This is a genomic window from Shewanella sp. SW1, from assembly GCF_025653545.1.
GTDB classification, from domain to species: Bacteria; Pseudomonadota; Gammaproteobacteria; order Enterobacterales; family Shewanellaceae; genus Shewanella; species Shewanella oncorhynchi.
This window is the reverse complement of record NZ_JAKKSG010000014.1, coordinates 1-19918: the sequence shown is the minus strand read 5'-3', so window position 1 is coordinate 19918 and position 19918 is coordinate 1. Positions and strand designations below refer to the sequence as shown.

General features: G+C 45.6%; 15 protein-coding genes and 1 rRNA gene. 3 read left to right on the top strand and 13 right to left on the bottom strand.

Annotated elements, in window-relative coordinates:
- Position 1: 1 nt before the first annotated feature.
- The 6 genes from aroK to L5M71_RS13455 form a co-directional block, all read right to left on the bottom strand.
- Positions 2–517 carry a shikimate kinase AroK gene (aroK, locus tag L5M71_RS13480; RefSeq protein ID WP_006083542.1) on the bottom strand — a complete coding sequence of 172 codons (516 nt, stop codon included), beginning with the start codon at positions 515–517 and terminating at the stop codon, positions 2–4.
- Between the two features lie 216 nt (positions 518–733).
- Entirely contained in the window at positions 734–2785 is a 2052-nt protein-coding gene (locus L5M71_RS13475; protein ID WP_263207477.1) for a type IV pilus secretin PilQ, read from the bottom strand.
- A gap of 21 nt (positions 2786–2806) precedes the next feature.
- A complete protein-coding gene (locus L5M71_RS13470) occupies positions 2807–3322 on the bottom strand; it encodes a pilus assembly protein PilP (protein WP_263207475.1) in 516 nt (171 codons plus the stop codon).
- A complete protein-coding gene (locus L5M71_RS13465; RefSeq protein ID WP_131525851.1) occupies positions 3322–3945 on the bottom strand; it encodes a type 4a pilus biogenesis protein PilO in 624 nt (207 codons plus the stop codon). Before L5M71_RS13465 ends, L5M71_RS13470 begins: the two co-directional genes overlap by 1 nt.
- Positions 3942–4526, bottom strand: coding sequence for a PilN domain-containing protein (locus L5M71_RS13460; protein WP_105250539.1), 585 nt, complete (start codon positions 4524–4526; stop codon positions 3942–3944). The genes L5M71_RS13465 and L5M71_RS13460 overlap by 4 nt, the downstream gene beginning before the upstream one ends.
- Positions 4514–5593, bottom strand: coding sequence for a pilus assembly protein PilM (locus L5M71_RS13455; protein WP_105253014.1), 1080 nt, complete (start codon positions 5591–5593; stop codon positions 4514–4516). Before L5M71_RS13455 ends, L5M71_RS13460 begins: the two co-directional genes overlap by 13 nt.
- 188 nt (positions 5594–5781) lie before the next feature.
- Between L5M71_RS13455 and L5M71_RS13450 the strand changes: the two genes are divergently transcribed.
- On the top strand, positions 5782–8316 hold the full coding sequence (locus L5M71_RS13450; RefSeq protein ID WP_263207473.1) for a penicillin-binding protein 1A: 2535 nt from the start codon (positions 5782–5784) through the stop codon (positions 8314–8316).
- 97 nt (positions 8317–8413) lie between these two features.
- Here L5M71_RS13450 and argH read toward each other — a convergent pair whose 3' ends face one another.
- From argH to argC, 5 genes are all read right to left on the bottom strand, one after another.
- Positions 8414–9781, bottom strand: coding sequence for an argininosuccinate lyase (gene argH / locus L5M71_RS13445; RefSeq protein ID WP_263207472.1), 1368 nt, complete (start codon positions 9779–9781; stop codon positions 8414–8416).
- A gap of 108 nt (positions 9782–9889) precedes the next feature.
- Positions 9890–11128: an argininosuccinate synthase gene (locus L5M71_RS13440; protein ID WP_105250542.1), complete on the bottom strand. Its 1239-nt coding sequence runs from the start codon at positions 11126–11128 to the stop codon at positions 9890–9892.
- Between the two features lie 59 nt (positions 11129–11187).
- Positions 11188–12093 carry an ornithine carbamoyltransferase gene (locus L5M71_RS13435; RefSeq protein WP_263207471.1) on the bottom strand — a complete coding sequence of 302 codons (906 nt, stop codon included), beginning with the start codon at positions 12091–12093 and terminating at the stop codon, positions 11188–11190.
- Positions 12094–12105: 12 nt separating this feature from the next.
- Positions 12106–12888 (bottom strand): acetylglutamate kinase, encoded by a 783-nt coding sequence (gene argB / locus L5M71_RS13430; protein ID WP_263207469.1) that lies wholly within the window; start codon positions 12886–12888, stop codon positions 12106–12108.
- A 31-nt stretch (positions 12889–12919) separates the two neighbouring features.
- A complete protein-coding gene (gene argC / locus L5M71_RS13425) occupies positions 12920–13900 on the bottom strand; it encodes an N-acetyl-gamma-glutamyl-phosphate reductase (RefSeq protein WP_212601370.1) in 981 nt (326 codons plus the stop codon).
- Between the two features lie 622 nt (positions 13901–14522).
- On the opposite strand from argC, the gene ppc reads away from it, so the two are divergent.
- Both ppc and L5M71_RS13415 read left to right on the top strand, forming a co-directional pair.
- Complete coding sequence (ppc, locus tag L5M71_RS13420; RefSeq protein ID WP_263207467.1) at positions 14523–17192, top strand: phosphoenolpyruvate carboxylase; 2670 nt, start codon at positions 14523–14525, stop codon at positions 17190–17192.
- Positions 17192–17737 carry a DUF1439 domain-containing protein gene (locus L5M71_RS13415; RefSeq protein ID WP_263168366.1) on the top strand — a complete coding sequence of 182 codons (546 nt, stop codon included), beginning with the start codon at positions 17192–17194 and terminating at the stop codon, positions 17735–17737. Before ppc ends, L5M71_RS13415 begins: the two co-directional genes overlap by 1 nt.
- A 91-nt stretch (positions 17738–17828) precedes the next feature.
- On the opposite strand, the gene L5M71_RS13410 is transcribed toward L5M71_RS13415, so the two are convergent.
- Both L5M71_RS13410 and rrf read right to left on the bottom strand, forming a co-directional pair.
- Complete coding sequence (locus L5M71_RS13410; protein ID WP_263207465.1) at positions 17829–19103, bottom strand: CinA family nicotinamide mononucleotide deamidase-related protein; 1275 nt, start codon at positions 19101–19103, stop codon at positions 17829–17831.
- A 566-nt stretch (positions 19104–19669) separates the two neighbouring features.
- A 5S ribosomal RNA gene (gene rrf, locus L5M71_RS13405) occupies positions 19670–19785 on the bottom strand.
- Between the last annotated feature and the right edge of the window lie 133 nt (positions 19786–19918).

The window sequence follows — 19918 nt, the reverse complement described above, 5'->3', positions numbered from 1 at the left end:
CCTAAAAACCTAATTGCTCAATGATCTGATTTGCGACGATCTTTGCGCTTTGATCATCGGTTTTGACAATCACATCGGCAATTTCTTCGTACAATGGATTACGGATCTCTGCAAGATTCTCCAACACTTCTCGAGGATCATCCACTTGCAATAATGGGCGTCGCTTGTCTCTTTGAGTACGAGCAACCTGTTTGTCGATAGTGGTTTCCAGGTAAACCACAATGCCACGAGCAGACAGATGATTACGGATATCTTTGCTTTGTACTGAACCACCACCGGTGGCAAGGACGATACCTTGTTTCTCAGACAAATCAGCAATAACCTGAGCTTCACGACGACGGAAGCCTTCTTCACCTTCGACGTCAAACACCCAAGCAATATCAGCGCCTGTGCGTTGTTCAATCTCTTGATCCGAATCGTGGAATTCTAAATGCAGCATTTGCGCCAGATGGCGACCAATTGTGCTTTTACCTGCGCCCATAGGGCCTACCAGAAAAATATTACGTTTTTCAGCCATTTCTTGTACGTCTGAATCTTATTGAAAAGTATGCCTATATCGACTCAACATCAAGCCGACCTATATGTTACCTTGCTCTTATGAGACTTGACCGAGGATTATCTCAGCTTAGGGTCTACTATGGCAAGCCATGTGCGCTATTTATGCAAAGAATTGTATTCCAGTAATAATAAAGCCAGCAATCACTGCTGGCTTTAGTCGATACATAGCAAGTGCTTAGATCTTCTCACCGACTATTTTGGGGGTTACGAAAATAAGTAGCTCTTGGCGCTCATTTTTGTCTGTTGTGTTCCTAAACAGGAAACCGACTAAGGGAATGTCACCGAGAATAGGGACTTTACTCACACGGCTGATCAAGTTTTGCTGATAAATACCACCAAGGACTATGGTTTCACCGTTATCAACTAGCACTTGAGTGCCAATACGCTGGGTATCGATGGCGACAGCGGGGCCCGTTGGTGTGTCAACCGTCTTGCCCTGAGAGTCTTGGGTGATTTCCAAATCTAAAATAACGCGGTTATCAGGTGTAATTTGTGGTGTAACTCGCAAGGACAACACAGCTTTCTTAAAAGTGACCGAGGTTGCACCGCTTGAAGTCGACTGCACATAAGGGATCTCCACACCCTGCTCAATATAAGCCGCCTTTTGGTTAGAGGTGGTAATACGAGGGCTGGCGATAATTTCACCTTTATTTTCTTGCTCTAACGCACTCAATTCCAAATCAAGAATAGTACCATCTGCCAACTTAGCAACGTGGAATGCGATACTTGTTGGATTGGTCACTGCCGCAGGCAAATTAACATTCAAACGTTGGTCAGGAGTTGGAATGATACCGTTGGCAATACTCTGAGCACCTTCTAATGTACCTGAGGTTCCCTTACTGCCCTGCTGATCCGTTACGCCCCAACGTATGCCTAAGTCTTCAGAGACATCATCTTTGACCGTTACCATACGTGACTCGATCAGTACTTGACGAATAGGGATATCGAGTACTTCAACTAAACGATGGATGTTCTCAATCGTTTCTGCCGTATCTTTCACAAGTACAGTGTTGGTACGTTCATCGACCGCGACTGAGCCGCGTGGCGAGAGTAAACTAGAATCTGCGCTTTTAAGCAGCTCAGCAATATCGATCGCTTTGGCATAGTTAATTTGCAAGTACTCAGAATACAAAGGTACTAACTCTTTAACTTCTTGCCTATTTTTAAGATTTTGGCTTTCACGAATAGCCAACTCTTCGCTCGGTGCCACCATTAAGATGTTGCCTTCGATACGTTTATCTAGGCCTTTGGTTTGTAGAATCAAATCTAATGCTTGGTCCCAGGGCACATCATCCAATCTCAAGGTGATGTTGCCTTCAACAGTATCACTCGTGACTAAGTTAAAATTGTTATAGTCAGCAATGATCTGCAAAACAGTACGTACAGGGATATTTTGAAAGTTAAGCGACAAAGTACGGCCATTGTATTTTTTAACATCTTTCTTGGCGGCAACTCTCTCAACTTTATTCATAGAGAGTCTAAAGAGATTATCCTCTTGCTTATAACTGAACTCATATTCCCCAGCAATATCAACTAAAATACGCGTTGTTAGATCTTCTTTAAATGTCTCGAAGCTTTTTACTGGCGTTGAAAAATCTTTCACATCCATAACATAAAGCAGATCACTATTAATATCAGTGTTATATAACTTAACTTCGAGTTTAGCGCCCACTTGCTCAACGTTAACGGCAACAGAGCGGTTATTCAAATAGACCAATAACTCACCGCCACCATTTTCATTACGACGAAAATCGATATTTTTAATGCTATTAACGAAGGGATTTTCTGCCTGAGTCTGAGCGCCTGCAACCTCATCATTAATAGTGAGTCGATATGAGTTACCCATGACTGAACCTTGGTAAGGTTTCACTTTGGACATACCTAAGGTGACTTTAAGACGAGTATCTTGCTGCTCAGTCATCATGTCAGTTACACCGACTTGATTAATGGGTAAGCGATCCTTAGATAAACCAGAAATACTATTATCAAAGGTTAATACGAGCTCTGCAGGCGAGGCATTAGAGTCAATAACTGGCGGTGTTACCGCTTCTTCAAATACCAACTCTAGCTCTAACTGATGGTCAACCAAGGCATGGTACTTAACATCCATTAATCGGTTTGCAGCATAACTCGATGGCAAAATTCCAAATACCAATGCGATCCCAATAACAGACTTGATTAAGCCTGAAGAAATTAACGGGACTTTTATCGCGGCAGAAGATTTCATTATTCCCTCATCCTTCGCTCGTTATTCTCCAGAAAGTTCTAAATTGCTCGTCCTTTCGGACCAACAGCCTGAACCATCTGGAATTAATTCTACTACTTCGACATTTTGTGAAGTAACTTTAGAAATGCGTCCATTAAACAGACCTAAATACTCACCAACGCCCATCCGATAAACACTGCCGTCATTTGTTTCAACTAACGCCCAAGTTGTATCGGATTCACTTAAGGTGCCACGCATTTTTAAATTATCTAAAGGATAAGTTTCTAATCGTCCTTTTCGACGCTTTAAGTCCGGTTGTAAACAATCTTTGCTGGTATCAACAACTTCTTCCGTTAACTCACGCGAAGGTGGTACAAAAGGGCTACGCATTAACTCGGCTTGATAGGCAAAGTGCTCAAATCTTGGCGGCTCTTTCAAGGGCGGGATATGAGCAACGTGTTGCGCTTTGGTTGTAGTAACAAATAGCTCTAAATCACTACGATCGCCAACACAACCCATTAAAAAAAGACTCAAGGCTAACAAAGGTAAGAATTTCATTATTTCTTCCCCTTATTAGCAGGTTTTTCAGGCGGTAATTCAGCCCCTTCTTTAAAGCGGTATGTCTTGGCTAAGATATCCATTGCTAAGTTGCCGGCTTCATCTCGCTTAATGGTGAAATCATGGAGGCTAACGATACGCGGCAGCTTAGCGACACCACTCACCATACTACCTAGCTGATGGTAATCTCCCGTCACAGACATTTTAATTGGAAACTCAATGTAGAAATCCCGCTGGATTTCGGCCTCCCAATTCAAACTATTAATTTTGAGTCCTGCATCCGTAGCCACAAAAGTTAAATCGTCTAGCAAACCTGGCATTTCATTTTCAGAGGGCAGCATCTTCAGTAACTCTGCAAACTGCACTTCCATCGTCGCTAGCTGCTCTCGGTAGAGTTTTAAATTTGCCGCAAGTTGATACTTATTCTTGAAATCATCTCTAAGCTGTACTTCTTTATCTTGCTCTGCGGTATAAATATCTACCGAATCGGAGACGACCAATAAATATCCAGCAGCAAAAACACAGAGTGCTAAAAGGATCGCGAAAAAAGTTTTAACTTGATTTGGCCAACCACCAATATTTTCAAAGTCGATATCATTAAATTGACTTAGATCGAGTTTCATTTACTCGCTCCTTTTGTCATTTTCTCAGGCTCATCTACACTCGCGCCTTTAATAGTGACTCTCAAACTAAAACGCTGTAATTGCCGTAACTCTTCATTTTGGGTCACGATCGACTGCATATTAGGATCGGTTAACCATTCGGATGTTTTCACTTTTCGCATCATGTTGGCGACGTTATTGTTCGATTCACTTCGCCCTTCAATCAGCAACAAACTGCCCTTTTTCTCTAGACTAGACAGATATATTCCTGGAGGTACAATTCGAACAAGCTCATCTAACACGTGAGTAGGCAAATTACGGGATTGCTGTAGATTAAGAATAATTTCTGTACGCCGCTCAATGTCTTTCTTACGTTCTGTAATTTTCTTGATCTCAGAAATTTGTGTTTCAAGCAGACTAATTTCCGATTGCAAATAAGCGTTACGTGCTTTTTGCTCATCGGTCATAACATCTAATAAAGATACTGCGACATAGACTAAAATCGCCGACGCTAAAAATACTGCCGCTAAAATACCAATATAGTCGCGCTTTTGTTTTTCTCTCGCCTCTTCTCGCCAAGGGAGTAGGTTTATGTTCGCCATTGACCGTAACTCCTCAATGCTAAGCCACAAGCAACCATATATTTGCTGATTGTAGGTTGCAGCGCACTTTTAACCGACTCATCGGCATGCAAACACCCTTGAAAAGGATCGGCGATAATAGTGTGAACACCCAATTCATTCGTCAGTAAATTAGCCATACCTTCTAATTTAGAGGTTCCACCGCATAATACGAGGTAGTCGACTTTATCTTTACCGCTGGAAGTGCAATAAATCTGCAACGTACGTTTTATTTGTTGTAATAGCTGAGTTTGAAAAGGTGACAAAACTTCAAACATATAATTTCGTGGTAAGTCGCCTTCAATCTTTGCTTTCTCAGCTTGATCATAAGACATGCCATAGAAGGATAATATTGACTGAGTAAATTGCTCACCACCGAAAGCTTGCTCACGAATAAAAGTCGTCTCACCCGATTCAACCACAGAGAAAGTCGTCATATTCGCGCCGATATCAACCATAGCGACGGCTTTATGTTTCGCTCCTTCTGGAAGCTGAGCCAGAATTAACTCGGCAGCTCGACCTAAAGCGTAACCTTCAACATCCACCACTTTAGCCTCAAGCTCCACGCTATCCAGCGCATCTACTCTGACATCAATATTGTCAGTGCGGCATGCGCTCAACAGCACATCAACTTTAGTAGGATCGGTACTGTTTACGTTTAGCGTTTCAAAATCTATGCTAACTTCATCGAGTGAATACGGAATAAGGTTATCGGCTTCAATTTCTATCTGTGCTTCCATTTCTTCCTCACTAAGGGAGGCATCCATGTAGATCACTTTCGTCATCACAGCAGAACCCGAAACAGAAACAGCGGCATATTTAACGGATTTAGGTAGGCTACGTTTTATTTGCTTAAGGCATTCAACAACGGCATCAGCATCACGAATATCATGATCGTTAACGGCCCCCTTCTTAATGGGTACCGCGGCATGACTCAATATTTTGTATCCGTCAGCAGTCTTACTCAACAAAATGGCCTTAACTTCATGGGAACCGATATCAATTCCCACCATCTGCGGAGCCTGACGCTTCCATAAATTTGAAAGCATATCCATTGTCACTTTTTTATTTATATTTCAGTAAAAGAGATTAGCACAAAATCAACTTGTTATACTTACTTGTATCGAATGTTTCATCATTTTACAAATGCTATTTTGTGAGTCTCACGTTTTTACTTCACCAAGACGTGTGCGCCTTATATACTGTCGCACTTAACAGAACATTAGGATAAATTTTGGTGAAGTGGTTAAAACGTATTGTTATAGCACTATTCAGTCTAGCCCTTTTGGGCGTAGGCGCCATTGTGGCAGCATACTTTTATGTTTTGCCGGATTTACCGGATGTTTCAACACTAAAAAATGTGCAACTTCAAACACCTTTACGTATTTACAGTAGTGACGGCAAACTTATTTCTCAATTCGGTGAGAAACGTCGCATTCCACTAACGTTAGACGAAGTGCCAAAACCTCTGCTACAGGCGTTTATCGCAACCGAAGATGCCCGCTTTTATGAACATGGTGGTATAGATCCTGTTGGCGTGCTTCGCGCTGCATTAGTGATGTTGACCACTGGTGAGAAAAAGCAAGGTGCGAGTACGATTACCATGCAGGTCGCACGTAACTTCTTCTTAACCCGAGATAAGACTATTATTCGTAAAGTGAAGGAGATTTTTATCTCCTATCACATTGAAGAGTTACTCACCAAAGATGAAATTTTAGAGCTCTACGTAAACCGCATTTACTTAGGCCAACGGGCCTACGGCGTTGGGGCAGCTGCACAAGTGTATTTCGGTAAAAACGTGCAAGAACTCAGCTTATCTGAACTGGCCGTTATTGCAGGCCTACCCAAGGCGCCCTCTACACTCAATCCAATCACGTCACCTTCGCGTGCATTAGCTCGCCGTAATGTCGTCCTCATGCGGATGAATGAAGTCGGCTACATCAGCCAAACCGAATACCAAGCGGCACTACAAGAGCCATTGGTGGCCAGATATCATGGCGCTGAAATTGATCTCTATGCCCCTTATATTTCTGAAATGGCTCGGGATTACATGGTACAGAAGTACGGTGAAGAAGAGGCCTATACCAATGGCTACAACGTCTATACGACTATCTCATCGGATCTACAACTTAAAGCGCAACAGGCACTGCGTAATAACGTCTATGCCTATGATGAACGCCATGGCTACCGTGGTCCTGCTGCTGTGTTGTGGACGGACGAAAAACCTGAACCTGCTCAAATCAAAACTGAACTAGCTAAGATTGCTTCAGTACAAGAATTGCAACCCGCCGCAGTCATCAGCATTGCAGATCAGCAAGCTAGCGTCATGACCGCCAAGGGCGAGACCAAAGTCATTACTTGGGATGGATTGAAGTGGGCACGTAAGTTTATTACTGATAAGCGTCAAGGCAGTGTACCGAAATCAGCTTCTGACATACTCAAGGTCGGCGAGCGTATTTGGATCCGTGATAACGGCCAATATTTGCAATTATCGCAAGTACCAGAAGTCGCCAGCGCAACAGTATCACTCGACCCCAAAAATGGTGCTATTCGCACTTTAGTTGGTGGTTATAGCTTTAGCCAAAGCCAATACAACCGAGTGACTCAAGCGAAACGTCAATTAGGTTCGAATATTAAACCTTTCATCTATGCCGCAGCATTAGAGAAAGGCTTTACCTTAGCGACCCTCATAGACAATGCGCCAATTAATAAACCCGATATCAGCCAAGGCACTGCATGGCGCCCTAAAAATTCACCCGATATCTATGGCGGCCCAACTCGTTTACGTGTGGGTTTAGCGCAATCTATTAACGTTATGTCTGTACGTGCAATGCGCCATGTCGGACTCGACGAAACCATTGCTCAACTCGTTGAATTTGGTTTTGATCCTAACGACTTACCTCGCAACGAATCGATTGCATTAGGCTCGTCTTCCGTCACGCCATTGCAAGTAGTTACTGCATTTAACGTATTTGCTAACGGCGGTTTCTTACTCGAACCTTTCTATATTGATCGCGTAGAAGATGCTTACGGCAATGTTATCGAAAAAGCGAACCCTACATTGGCCTGTAAGCCTAGCCAAAGTCTTAGCCAACCAGTTACACCGAGCGATCCTATGGCGTTCAGCGTAAGTGGAGACTCTGGTGCTGAGCCTAGTGCACCTGTTGCGCAGTGTTTCGATCAAACCGGTCGCTACGCTCCGCAAATTATTTCAGAGCAAACGGCATTCCTCATTACCGAAGCACTGAAGAGCGTGATCTGGGGCGGCGGCGATTGGAGTAAAGGCACGGGTTGGCAAGGTACGGCTTGGCGCGCAGCAAAATTGATTAAGCGCCATGATATTGCAGGTAAAACGGGTACCACAAACGAATCGCGCGACACTTGGTTCAGTGGTTTTAGCCCAGTCATCACTAGCACTTTCTGGGTCGGTTTCGACGATCACGGTCGCCAACTGGGCAGAACCGCATGGAATGCAAACGGCGAAAAAGATCAGATAACTGGCGCCGAAGCGGGAGCGAAAACAGCAGGTCCGGGCTGGAACGAGTTTATGAACAGTGTCTTACAAGGCACACCTGAGACAACCTCGATTCCGCCAGAAGGCATAGTTTCGGTACGCATCGATTTAGCGACGGGTAAACTGACCCGTAAAACCGACTATACCAGTGCGTTCGAGTACTTTATTTCAGGTACAGAGCCGAAGGAATACATCAGCGAAACTCAGGATGAAAACAATTTATTCATCGATGCACCAACTGATGATTTATTCCAATAAACAAATGCTAAAAAGTCATTACCACTAATTGTGGCCCAATAAAAAACGCGACCTTAAGTCGCGTTTTTTATTGGCTTGTTGATTTGAACAACTTACTTTAGCGGGCTTTCTTAGCCGCGATCGCCTGCTGAATTTGTGGCAATGCAGTACCACCGAGCACGTCACGTTTCGCTAAACAAGCTTCAATAGTCAGGTTTGGATAGACATCATCTTCAATGATGGCGGCAAAAGTTTTTAATTCGGCCAAGGAGAAATCCTCGAGCGGAATTTGCTTCGCTATCGCAGCAACCACGACTTCACCCACAACATGGTGCGCCTCACGGAAAGGCATACCTTTAGACACGAGATAATCCGCAAGCTCAGTAGAATTTGCATAACCTTGCTGTGCGGCTAACAGTGCATTAGGACGATTGACCTTCAAACCTGACAACACCAACGCCGCCATATCGAGGCAAATTGCCCAGCTATCGACCACATCAAACAAGCCTTCTTTATCTTCCTGCATATCTTTGTTGTACGCCAAAGGTAGCGCTTTCATCGTCGTGAGAATGCCCACTAAGCTGCCATAAACCCGGCCAGTTTTGCCACGGATAAGCTCTAATGCATCAGGATTTTTCTTCTGTGGCATCAGGGATGAACCCGAAGTCACTTCATCACTCAGGGAAATAAAGTTCGCTTCACCTGAGTTAAAGAAAATCAAATCTTCAGCCATACGGCTTAAGTGCATCATGCTGATCGATGCGGTTGAACAAAGCTCTACCACGTGATCTCTGTCTGATACGCTATCTAAGCTATTCAGCGTTGGCGAGGCAAAATTCAGCGCCGCGGCCAGAGCATGTCGATCCATCTTATAAGCTGTGCCCGCAAGGGCGCCTGAACCTAATGGACAGGTATTCGCGCGGGTTAACGCATCGGCTAAACGGCTGATATCCCGCTCAGTCATTTCCACATACGCTAAACACCAGTGACCAAATGTCACAGGTTGCGCGCGCTGCAAGTGAGTATAACCCGGCATTACCGCATCAAATTCACGCTCAGCCAACGCCAGTAATTCAGCATGTAAACCTTGAAGGCGCGCGAGTAATGCTTTGCCTTCGGATTGACACCAAAGCTTTAAATCGGTGGCAACTTGATCGTTACGACTACGACCAGTGTGCAATTTCTTACCGAGATCGCCCACTTTGGCAATCAAGGCCGACTCGACGAAACTGTGAATATCTTCAGCGCCCGAGGCGAGAATAATCGCCGGATCGCCCTGCACTTCCACCAGCAAATCATTGAGCGCTTTTTTCAAGTCGCTGCATTCAGTTGCCGAGATAATTCCCACGCTGGCAATCGCATCCGCCCAAGCAATGGAGCCGACCACATCCTGTTCGAACAAGCGATAATCCACGGGTAACGAATCGTTGAATAATTTGAATAGCGCGCTCGTTTCGCCCTGAAATCTTCCACCCCATAAAGCCATGCTAACTCCCCTTACTCACTGCTTATTTGAAATCGACTCATCTGAATCAAAAACTCAATCAAAACCTAAAAACAAAAAAGGGCGCTAGGCGCCCTTTTAAACGACCTATTACTTAGACTTTACATCATTAGCGTTGAGTGCGCGGATGCGGCTCGCTAATGAGTACAGGCGGATAAAGCCTTCTGCATGTTTTTGATCGTAAACTTGATCTTCACCAAAGGTGGCAAACGCTTCAGAGTACAAGCTGTTAGGTGAACGTTTCTTCACTGCGCTCGCTTGGCCTTTGTAGAGTTTTACCACAACTTCACCGTTAACTGATTCAGCCAGTGACTCAGATGCTGCCAGCAGTGACTTACACAGTGGCGTGAACCAACGGCCGTCATACACTAAATGCGCCATTTGTGCGGCAACTTGCTCACGCCAGTTACGGCTAGTCTTGTCGAGTACAAGCTCTTCAATTGCACGTAGTGCTGCGAACATCACAGTGCCGCCGGGTGTTTCGTAACAACCGCGAGACTTCATGCCGACTAAACGGTTTTCGGTAATGTCGATACGACCCACACCGTGTGGCGCAGCAATGGCGTTTAATGTCATCAGTGCAGCATAAGGCGTTAGGGCTTCACCATTCACTTTAGTGATACGGCCATGTTCTACTTCTAGCGACACATATTCAGGCTTGTTCGGTGCATCTTCAGGATCGGCAGTCAGTGTCCATACGCCTTTGCTTGGCTCGTTCCATGGATCTTCTAACTCACCACCTTCATGGGAAATATGGAAAGCGTTGGCATCACGGCTATAGATTTTAGTCGCTGACGCTGACGTCTTGATGTCACGTTCAGCTAAATAGGCCAGCAGATCTTCACGGCTCTGCATAGTCCATTCACGCCATGGTGCAATCACTTTTAAATCAGGTGCTAATGCGGCGAAGCAACCTTCGAAACGCACTTGGTCGTTCCCTTTACCAGTACAACCGTGGCACAGAGCATCTGCGCCCACTTTACGAGCCACTTCAACTTGCGCTTTAGCAATGATAGGACGCGCCATTGACGTACCGAGTAAATAAGTGCCTTCGTAAATCGCACCGCTCGCAATCGTTGGGTAGATATAGTCTTTAACGAATTCTTCTTTTAGATCGACGATATGACATTCAGAAGCACCTGAAGCTAAAGCTTTTTCAGTCAAGCCAACCAGCTCTTCTTCGCCTTGGCCGACGTCGGCGCAGAATGCGATGATTTCGCAGTTATCGTAGTTTTCTTTTAACCAAGGAATAATGGCCGAGGTATCTAGACCACCTGAATAGGCTAAAACCACTTTTTTCACGCCAGTATTTTTGTTCTCGATAGACATCTTAAATTCCTATGACTCGTTTCTCTCAAGGAGAAAACAGGCTGCTAAACAGGGTTAATTTAACTAAATAAGGTTACCAGTACCGCATTTTGGGCATGCATCCGATTTTCGGCTTGTTGCAGAATTAAGGATCCTGCACCGTCCATCACTTCATCTGTTACTTCTACACCACGGTGGGCGGGCAAACAATGCATAAAGAAGTTAGCGCCCGCTTTCGCCATCAAGGCTTTGTTTACTTGGTATGGTGCAAACTTCGCTTTGATATCCGACAAAGGCGTTGGATCGCCCATTGAAATCCAAGTATCAGTATAAATAGCGTCGTGACCTTCAATCGCATCGATATCTGAAGTCAGTACCAGCTTGCCGCCATATCGTTTGGCGAGCTCTTGCACTTCTGCCACTACGTAGCCATCAGGAAAGTGACCCGCAGGGCAGATCACTGTCATGGTGGCACCGAGAATAGCCGCACAGTACATCAGCGAATGGGTAACATTATTACCATCACCAACATAAGCTAATTTGGCTTTGCTGACATCCTCAAATTGCTCTGCCAGCGTTAAAAAATCAGCTAAGGCTTGGCAAGGATGATAAAGATCCGACAGCGCATTGATCACGGGCACAGTGCCAAACTCGGCTAATTGTTCGATAGTGGTGTGTGAATAGGTTCTCGCCACAATCGCATCGGCCCAGCAAGACAGGTTAGCAGCAAAATCAGCTACCGATTCCCGTTTTCCCAGTTCACCATTTTGCTGGTCTAAATATAAACAGTGGCCACCAAGCTTATTAATACCGATATCAAAGCTAACGCGTGTTCTGAGTGAGGGCTTTTCAAATAACATCACCACACTCTTGCCATCCAGCGCGTGGCGATACTCAGCCGGATTGGCTTTGATCGTTTTTGCCAAGGCAATCAGATCGAGTAACTGCTGCTGGGTTAACTCTTTTATCGATAGTAAATGCTTCATAACCTACTCCACTTATGGTTGGATTTGTGTTCCTACGGCTTCACCTTTTGCTAATGCGATTAATTGGCTTGCATCACGCCACGAGGCAACTTGAACCGCTTGCCCCATCCACTGTGCAACTTCGAGCGCAGCTTCAACTTTGACCTTCATTCCCTTTTCGATCACACCTTGTTTAACAAGGTCTGCTATCTGCTTGCCATTTAAACTGTGAATGAGCTGGCCTTTACCATCGAGCACGCCAGACACATCCGACAGTAGCACTAACTTGCCGCCCACTAATTTGGCTAATGCCGTTGCCGCTTGGTCTGCATTGACGTTAAGCATTTGGCCATCGTCCATCATCGCAATGGAACTACAAATCGGCATCCAACCTTGGGCGAGGATAAACTTAAGATAAGTGCCATCGTTTGGCGTGACTTCGCCCACTAGGCCTAAACGCTCATCTTTAATCTTTGCCGATACAGTCTTGCCATCGGCGAGGCTCATGCCCACACTCACAATCCCAGCTTTAGTCGCTGCGCCTTGGAGGATCTTGTTCGAAGTACCCGCAAGTGCGCCGGCAATAATCGGCATTTGCTCAGGCGGAGTCACCCGTAAACCTTCTAACTTAACGGTTTCCATGCCGTTTGCCGCTAACTGTTCATCCACTAAACAGCCGCCGCCATGCACCATCAACACTTGCTGACCATTGGCTAACATAGCCGCAGCCGTATCCATTAACCGCGCCATCCCCATTTCACACTGCAGCAGCGCGCCACCAACTTTAAGAACTAATACTGAGTTGTTTGTAGACATCTTGACGACTCACTTAAATAAGGATGAACAATTAAAGGTTAAAATGAATCTTTATGCATTGCAGCGCTTGGCTGGCAGCACCTTTCATCAAATTATCGATTGCACTGGCGACCACTAAGTAGCCGCTATTCTCATCAAACTTCCAACCTAAGTGGCAGTTAGGTGTCAGCACCACATCGTCCACTTTCGGGAACTGATTGTGCTTTACAGTTACCAATGGCGCCTTGTCATACACACTATAGGCCGCGGCCACATCGGCAGTCGTAGTGCCTGGTTTTAGCTGTACGGTAATGGTCGCTAAAATGCCACGCTTAAAGTTACCAAGGTGCGGTGTAAATATCACTTCTTGGCCAAGCTGAGTGGCGATCTCGGGTTGATGTCTGTGGCCTAATACGCCGTAAGGTGTCAGGCTCACTTCACAAAAACTGGTGTGTAACTGCGCTTTACGGCCCGCCCCTGTTACGCCGCTCACGGCATTGATTACCGGATAAGCCGATGTCAGTAAACTCGCTAGCGGTTTTAACGCTGTCAATGATGCGGTCGGGTAACAACCTGGCACGGCAATCATCTTAGTCGCAGCGATTTCTTTAGTATTCCATTCGGCAAGGCCATACACGGCTTTGGCTAAAACTTCAGGATATTCATGCTCAAAGCCATACCACTTCGGATATTGCGCCACATCACTGAAACGATAGGCACCGCTTAAATCGAATACCGCTAACCCTTGGCTATAAAACCAAGCCGCTAAATGCAGGCTCACCGAGTGCTCAGTCGCTAACACCACGGCATCGGCTTCGGCAACGATTTTTACCTTAGCTTCATCGGACAATGGCGACAGCGTTAATGCGATATGGCTATAGCTAGGATACAAATCCGCTAAAGGCTTACCTTTATCTAAACTGTTTTCAGAAACATACAACCCTTGAATCGTCAGTTCTGCTTCTGCATGGATTAAAGCGGTCAATTGCGCGCCTGTGTAACCACTGGCACCAATAATGGCGATATTTTTCATGTTTTTTGTCTTATTAACCGAATCAAAGAAACTTAAAGAGTAGATGAATAGCTTACACGCAACCGCGCATATCTATGATGACAAGACTATCGTCGCAGGAAATCGTAATAGGTTGTTATTTTATTCACTGTCAGGCTAATACTGTACATCATGATATTCACTCTACAGGTCACAGGGGGTGACTCATCTCAACTGATGGCTAGACTACCACAAAGATCTACTTATGCAATATATGTGAATATATATTTTTAATTTATTTTCATATTTTAAGCTCAAACTGGGATATCGAAAACACGCCGCCCACTCAGCTAACTCGTTAATAACTCAGTTATCCAGGGTCAATATGAGCCAAATCAGTCCTTTTCATTAACAGCTAAGATACATGTCTGCAAAGCATAAAATGATGCACTTCATATTCACTTGCACTAATCATCAAAAAATATTGCGTGACTTCGCATTTCTATTGAATATTCTTCATCAAATACCGTGATTGGTTGCATATCGGATAAGCCAGTCGTATAAGTTATAAGTTCTGCTGTTGACCATAGCCCCAAGTGATAGGTATTGTGCTAACGGGCTAAATGCACAGCGGAATTTTCATGTTTTTCTATTCGGAGTAACTATGTCAGTAACCATGGCAGACAATATGACAGATATGTATGCGTCATTAAGATCGAACGTGAGTATGTTAGGCCAAATCCTTGGCGATACTATGCGTACCCATCTTGGGGACTCTTTTCTTGAGAAGGTTGAACAGATCCGTAAGCTTGCCAAAGACTCACGCCGAGGCGACCAAGCCGCCAGAGAGCAAATGCTCGAGTTACTGACAGCTTTGCCAGACGAAGAATTAGTCCCTTTTGCAAAAGCTTTTAACCAATTTCTTAACTTAGCTAACTTATCCGAGCAATTTCATACTATCAGTCGTAATTGCGACGAACTTGTCTGCGTGCCAGACCCAGTGGAACAACTTCTAGGACGCATGCTCAATGGTCGTGTCGACCAAGCTAAAATGCTCGACTGTCTAAAAACACTGGATATTGATCTGGTGCTAACAGCGCACCCCACTGAAATATCCCGTCGCACCCTGATCCAAAAATACGCCGCCATTGTCGACTGCTTAACAGAGCAAGAAAACGACCAACTGTCGGATAGAGAACGTCAACAGATCAATCTGCGCCTGCGTCAATTAATCGCGCAAATATGGCACACCAATGAGATCCGCCGCGAGCGCCCAACTCCAGTAGATGAGGCTCGCTGGGGATTATCCACCATTGAAGAGTCACTCTGGCATGCGGTGCCTGACTTCTTAAGACAACTTAACGATCGAGTGCAGCAACGCACAGGGCAGCAATTACCGATTGATATAGCGCCAGTGCGCTTTTCAAGCTGGATGGGCGGCGATCGCGACGGCAACCCGTTTGTAACTGCCAAAGTCACCCAAGAGGTGCTCGATCGTAACCGCCATGCAGCCGCCAGATTATTCTTAAAAGATATCGTGCTGCTGGTCGGTGAACTGTCGATGGAAGAAGCCAATGATGAGTTAAAGGCTTATACCAATAACAGCTGCGAACCTTACCGCCACGTGCTGCGATCTATTCGTCAAAGACTGCGTGACACCATAGATTATTTAAATGCGCGCATCGAAGGCCACAATCCTGAAGTCGATAAGTCGAGCCTGATTTGGCAAGAAAGCGATCTCAAAGCACCGTTAGAAATGCTTTATAAGAGTTTGACCGACTGCGGTATGCGCTTAATTGCCAACGGTTTATTGCTCGACATTCTCCGCCGTCTCGCCTGTTTTGGCATTCATATGCTCAGGCTCGACATTCGCCAAGACGCCAGCCGTCACAGCGATGTGCTCGCCGAGTTAACTCGCTATCTCGGCATGGGTGATTTCAACCATTGGGATGAAACCGAGAAGCAAGCCTTCATATTACGTGAACTCAGCAACCGTCGTCCACTGATCCCAAGTAACTGGCAACCCTCGGCCGATGTGGCCGAAGTGCTTAATACCTGTCGTTTGATTGCTAAACATCCGGTAAAAGCACTCGGATCCTATGTGATTTCGATGGCGGGTAAACCATCAGATGTCTTAACGGTTTTACTGTTACTCAAAGAAACGGGCTGTTCGCACCCAATGCGTGTAGTACCGCTGTTTGAAACCTTAAGTGACTTAAACAACGCCGCGGCCTGTATTACCGATTTGCTCGATATCGACTGGTATCGTGGTTATACCAAAGGCATGCAAGAAGTCATGATTGGTTACTCTGACTCAGCTAAAGATGCCGGCGTAATGGCGGCGGCTTGGGCTCAGTATCACGCTCAAGAGCAGTTAGTGGCGGTCTGTAAACAAGCGGGCGTCAAGCTTACGCTATTCCATGGCCGTGGTGGCAGCATTGGTCGCGGGGGTGGTCCTGCACACAAGGCTATCCTATCGCAACCACCAGGTTCGGTAGATGGCCGCATTCGTGTGACTGAGCAGGGCGAAATGATCCGCTTCAAGTTTGGCTTGCCAAAACTCGCGGTTCAAAGCTTGGCCCTGTATACCTCGGCCGTATTGGAAGCAACCCTATTACCACCGCCAGAGCCGAAGCAAGAATGGCGCAATTGCATGCAACGTATCGCTGAAGAATCAGTGGGTGCATACCGTGGCATAGTGCGTGATGAACCTGATTTTGTGGCTTATTTCCGCGCGGCAACGCCAGAAGTGGAATTAGGAAAACTGCCACTCGGCAGCCGCCCAGCTAAACGTCGTGTCGATGGCGGGATTGAAAGCCTACGGGCAATTCCGTGGATTTTTGCTTGGTCGCAAAACCGCTTGATGTTACCTGCATGGCTTGGCGCCGGTGAAGCACTTCAAGCCGCCTGTGAACGCGGTGAAATGGGCTTACTGCAAGAGATGGAACGGGAATGGCCTTTCTTCAGCACTCGCATTTCAATGCTAGAAATGGTCTACGCCAAGGCGGAACCTAATTTGGCCCGCTACTACGAAACCTGTTTAGTACCTAAGGACTTGCATCACTTAGGCGAAACCTTGCGCCAACGCTTAGATCTGGGCATTAAAGTCGTGCTTGAGCTGACAAAATCGGATAGTTTAATGGCGCATACACCGTGGAATCGCGAATCAGTTAAACTGCGAAATCCGTATATCGATCCATTAAACTTCTTACAAACCGAGCTATTAGCGCGGACACGTAAGGAAACAACCGAAACTCCTGCGTCTGAACATGTGCAATTAGCGCTAATGCTGACTATTGCAGGTGTGGCAGCGGGTATGAGAAACACTGGTTAATGAAAAAACTTTCCCGCACGATTTGCTTGGGACTGACTGTACTGCTTGGCGGCTGCGTCTCGCAGTACAGTATCAGCGAGCACGAAATGGAGCAGTACCTCAGTAAAGAGATCCATTTTGAGATTAAACAAGGCAATCAATTAGTTGGCGCAGAAGTACGCATTAACGACATCAGTGTCAAGCTAGGTGCAAAACCTGACACTATGAGCGTAAGTGCCACAACTCAAGTATCAATTAAGAATCCGATCTTTCCATTGAGTGTCAAACTCACTACGACTTTCGAAGCCAAGCCTTGGTATGACAGCGCAACGCACAGTGTCTATCTGCGCCAACTCGAATTAGTCAAAGTGGAATCAACGCCCAAGGATATTGAAAAAGCGATTAGCAGTGCCACGCCGCAGGTGATGGGTTATCTAAGGCAATTCTTAGAAAACCAGCCTGTGTATGTACTAGATACCAAGGACAGTAACCAAGCACTGATGGCAAAAATGACCGAAAGCATTCAAGTTGCCCCAGGCAAATTAGTGCTTAAGTTCACTAAATAATCTGCCATTTTTGTATCTCTGTAGAAGTTAAAATGCTCCCTCGGGAGCATTTTTGTTGGCGGGTTTAAACTGGTATATGCCCGTATAAGAGTTACTTACTGAATCGCCCAATCGACTGATAATCGACGATCACAGCTTCAGCTAAAAGCTCACGTCTTAGCATATCGTAAGCCACTGCAGCACTTAAACTCCGTACCAGATCCCGTGAACGTCTCGGTAGTTTAATCATCTGACTATAAACACCGCCGCGAGTTGCTAAAGCGATCGCCACAGTGCCCACAGGTTTCTCATCTGTGCCACCATCGGGCCCCGCAATTCCACTGGTTGCCAGCGCATAATCACTGTCTAAAATTTGCCTTGCCCCCTTAGCCATTTCTTCTACAGTCGCAATGGAGACAGCACCATGATCATCTAAGGTTGAAGGATTAACACCTAACACACGCACTTTAGATTCATTACTGTAAGTCACTAATCCGTGCTGTAAGTAAGATGAACTGCCGGGGAAATCAACTAACTGGCTAGTGATCATGCCGCCAGTGCAAGACTCGGCAACGCTTAAGGTCAAGCCTGAGTTAAGTAGCTTATAATGAATTTCTTCGGCAAGAGTGGCTTTATCTTCCGCGACAACCGCAGTACCCAGCACCATTTTGATGTGCCCAGCGACGCGAGGTAATACCGTAATCGCCTTCTCGCCACGGGCGAAAATCTTAATCTCAATATGCGGCATAGAAGAGCGGTAACCAATAGTAATGCCTTCTGGCAGCTCTAGCGGTTCTAACTTATCTGCCAAAGCGGACTCACCTTGGCCTATGGTCAATAGTTTCTTTAAAGCAACCTTGGAATCAAGGTTAAACTCTTCGCGAATAAAGGGTACAAACTGCTCTGTAACCATGTGCTTCAGCTCAAAAGGCACACCAGGCGTGAAGAATAACCAAGCGCGATTAAGTTTAACTCTAAAACCACAAGCGGTTCCCACAGGGTTATCAACCATCACAGCTGAAGCTGGTAGCATAGCTTGCTTGAGATTACTTAAAGGCATTTCACGGTTATTACGTGTAAACCACTCCTCTAAACGCTCACGCCACTCCGTATTCTCAACCAATGGTTCGCCCTTCGCCTTCGCCATCGCTAAAGCAGACATATCATCACTTGTGGGCCCAAGACCACCATTAACGAGAATCACATCGGCATGTAAGCTACGTTCTTGGAAAACCGCAATCAGATCCTCGAGACGATCGCCGACGGTCACTCGACGCTGGATCTCGACACCATGCTCCATCATAGTACTGGCAAACCAAGCGGCGTTGGTATCAACAATTTGTCCCGCCAACACCTCTTCCCCAGTGCAAATCATCTCTAACTTCATCTCAGATCCTTATCTACCCCAATAAATTAAAACATAAGGTAAGTAACCGCTTAACTAATAGCAATAGCTAGGCTCGATCGAGAACTAAGATCGCTGTAGCAAAATCGGAGCATTGACAAAATAAACGAACAAATAATCGACAACCATTACTTACTATTGATGTCATGAAGAATGAAAGAATGTGTTAAGGAGAGAAAAATGGGAGGAAAACTGACTAATTAAATAGACACTAGGCTGGATTTCACAAATTACAGACGCAAAAAAGCCAGCTTATTCAGCTGGCTTGGTTACATCTCAATAAGATAATTAGGCGCTTGGCGATGACCCACTCTCACATGGGGGTGAAATCATAGCGCTATAAATACGGAGTATTTAGCCATGATTGAACGCGAAGAAGCTTGTCTTCGTAGCTGGGGAGTCCGCTTAGCGGCGGGCGACCGCCATGGATGGTGGAAGTGTCAATATTGGAGGAGTATTTATTGACCGACATCGAGATAAGTTTTTGCGAAGCGTATAAACAAAAAAGCCCTAGCGGTTTAGGCTAGGGATTTTGTGTTTATTTGGATGCTTGGCGATGACCTACTCTCACATGGGGAGACCCCACACTACCATCGGCGCGTTTGCGTTTCACTTCTGAGTTCGGGATGGGATCAGGTGGTTCCACAAGGCTATTGTCACCAAGCAAATTCTGTTTATTACCGTGTCCATCTCTGGCTCACGTTAATAATAATTCGGAAAGCTGATTTGCTTTGTTTGAGTTCAAACTTTATCAAGTATCTGTATTCTGTCTAAGTTCGCTTAGCAAAACCCATCTG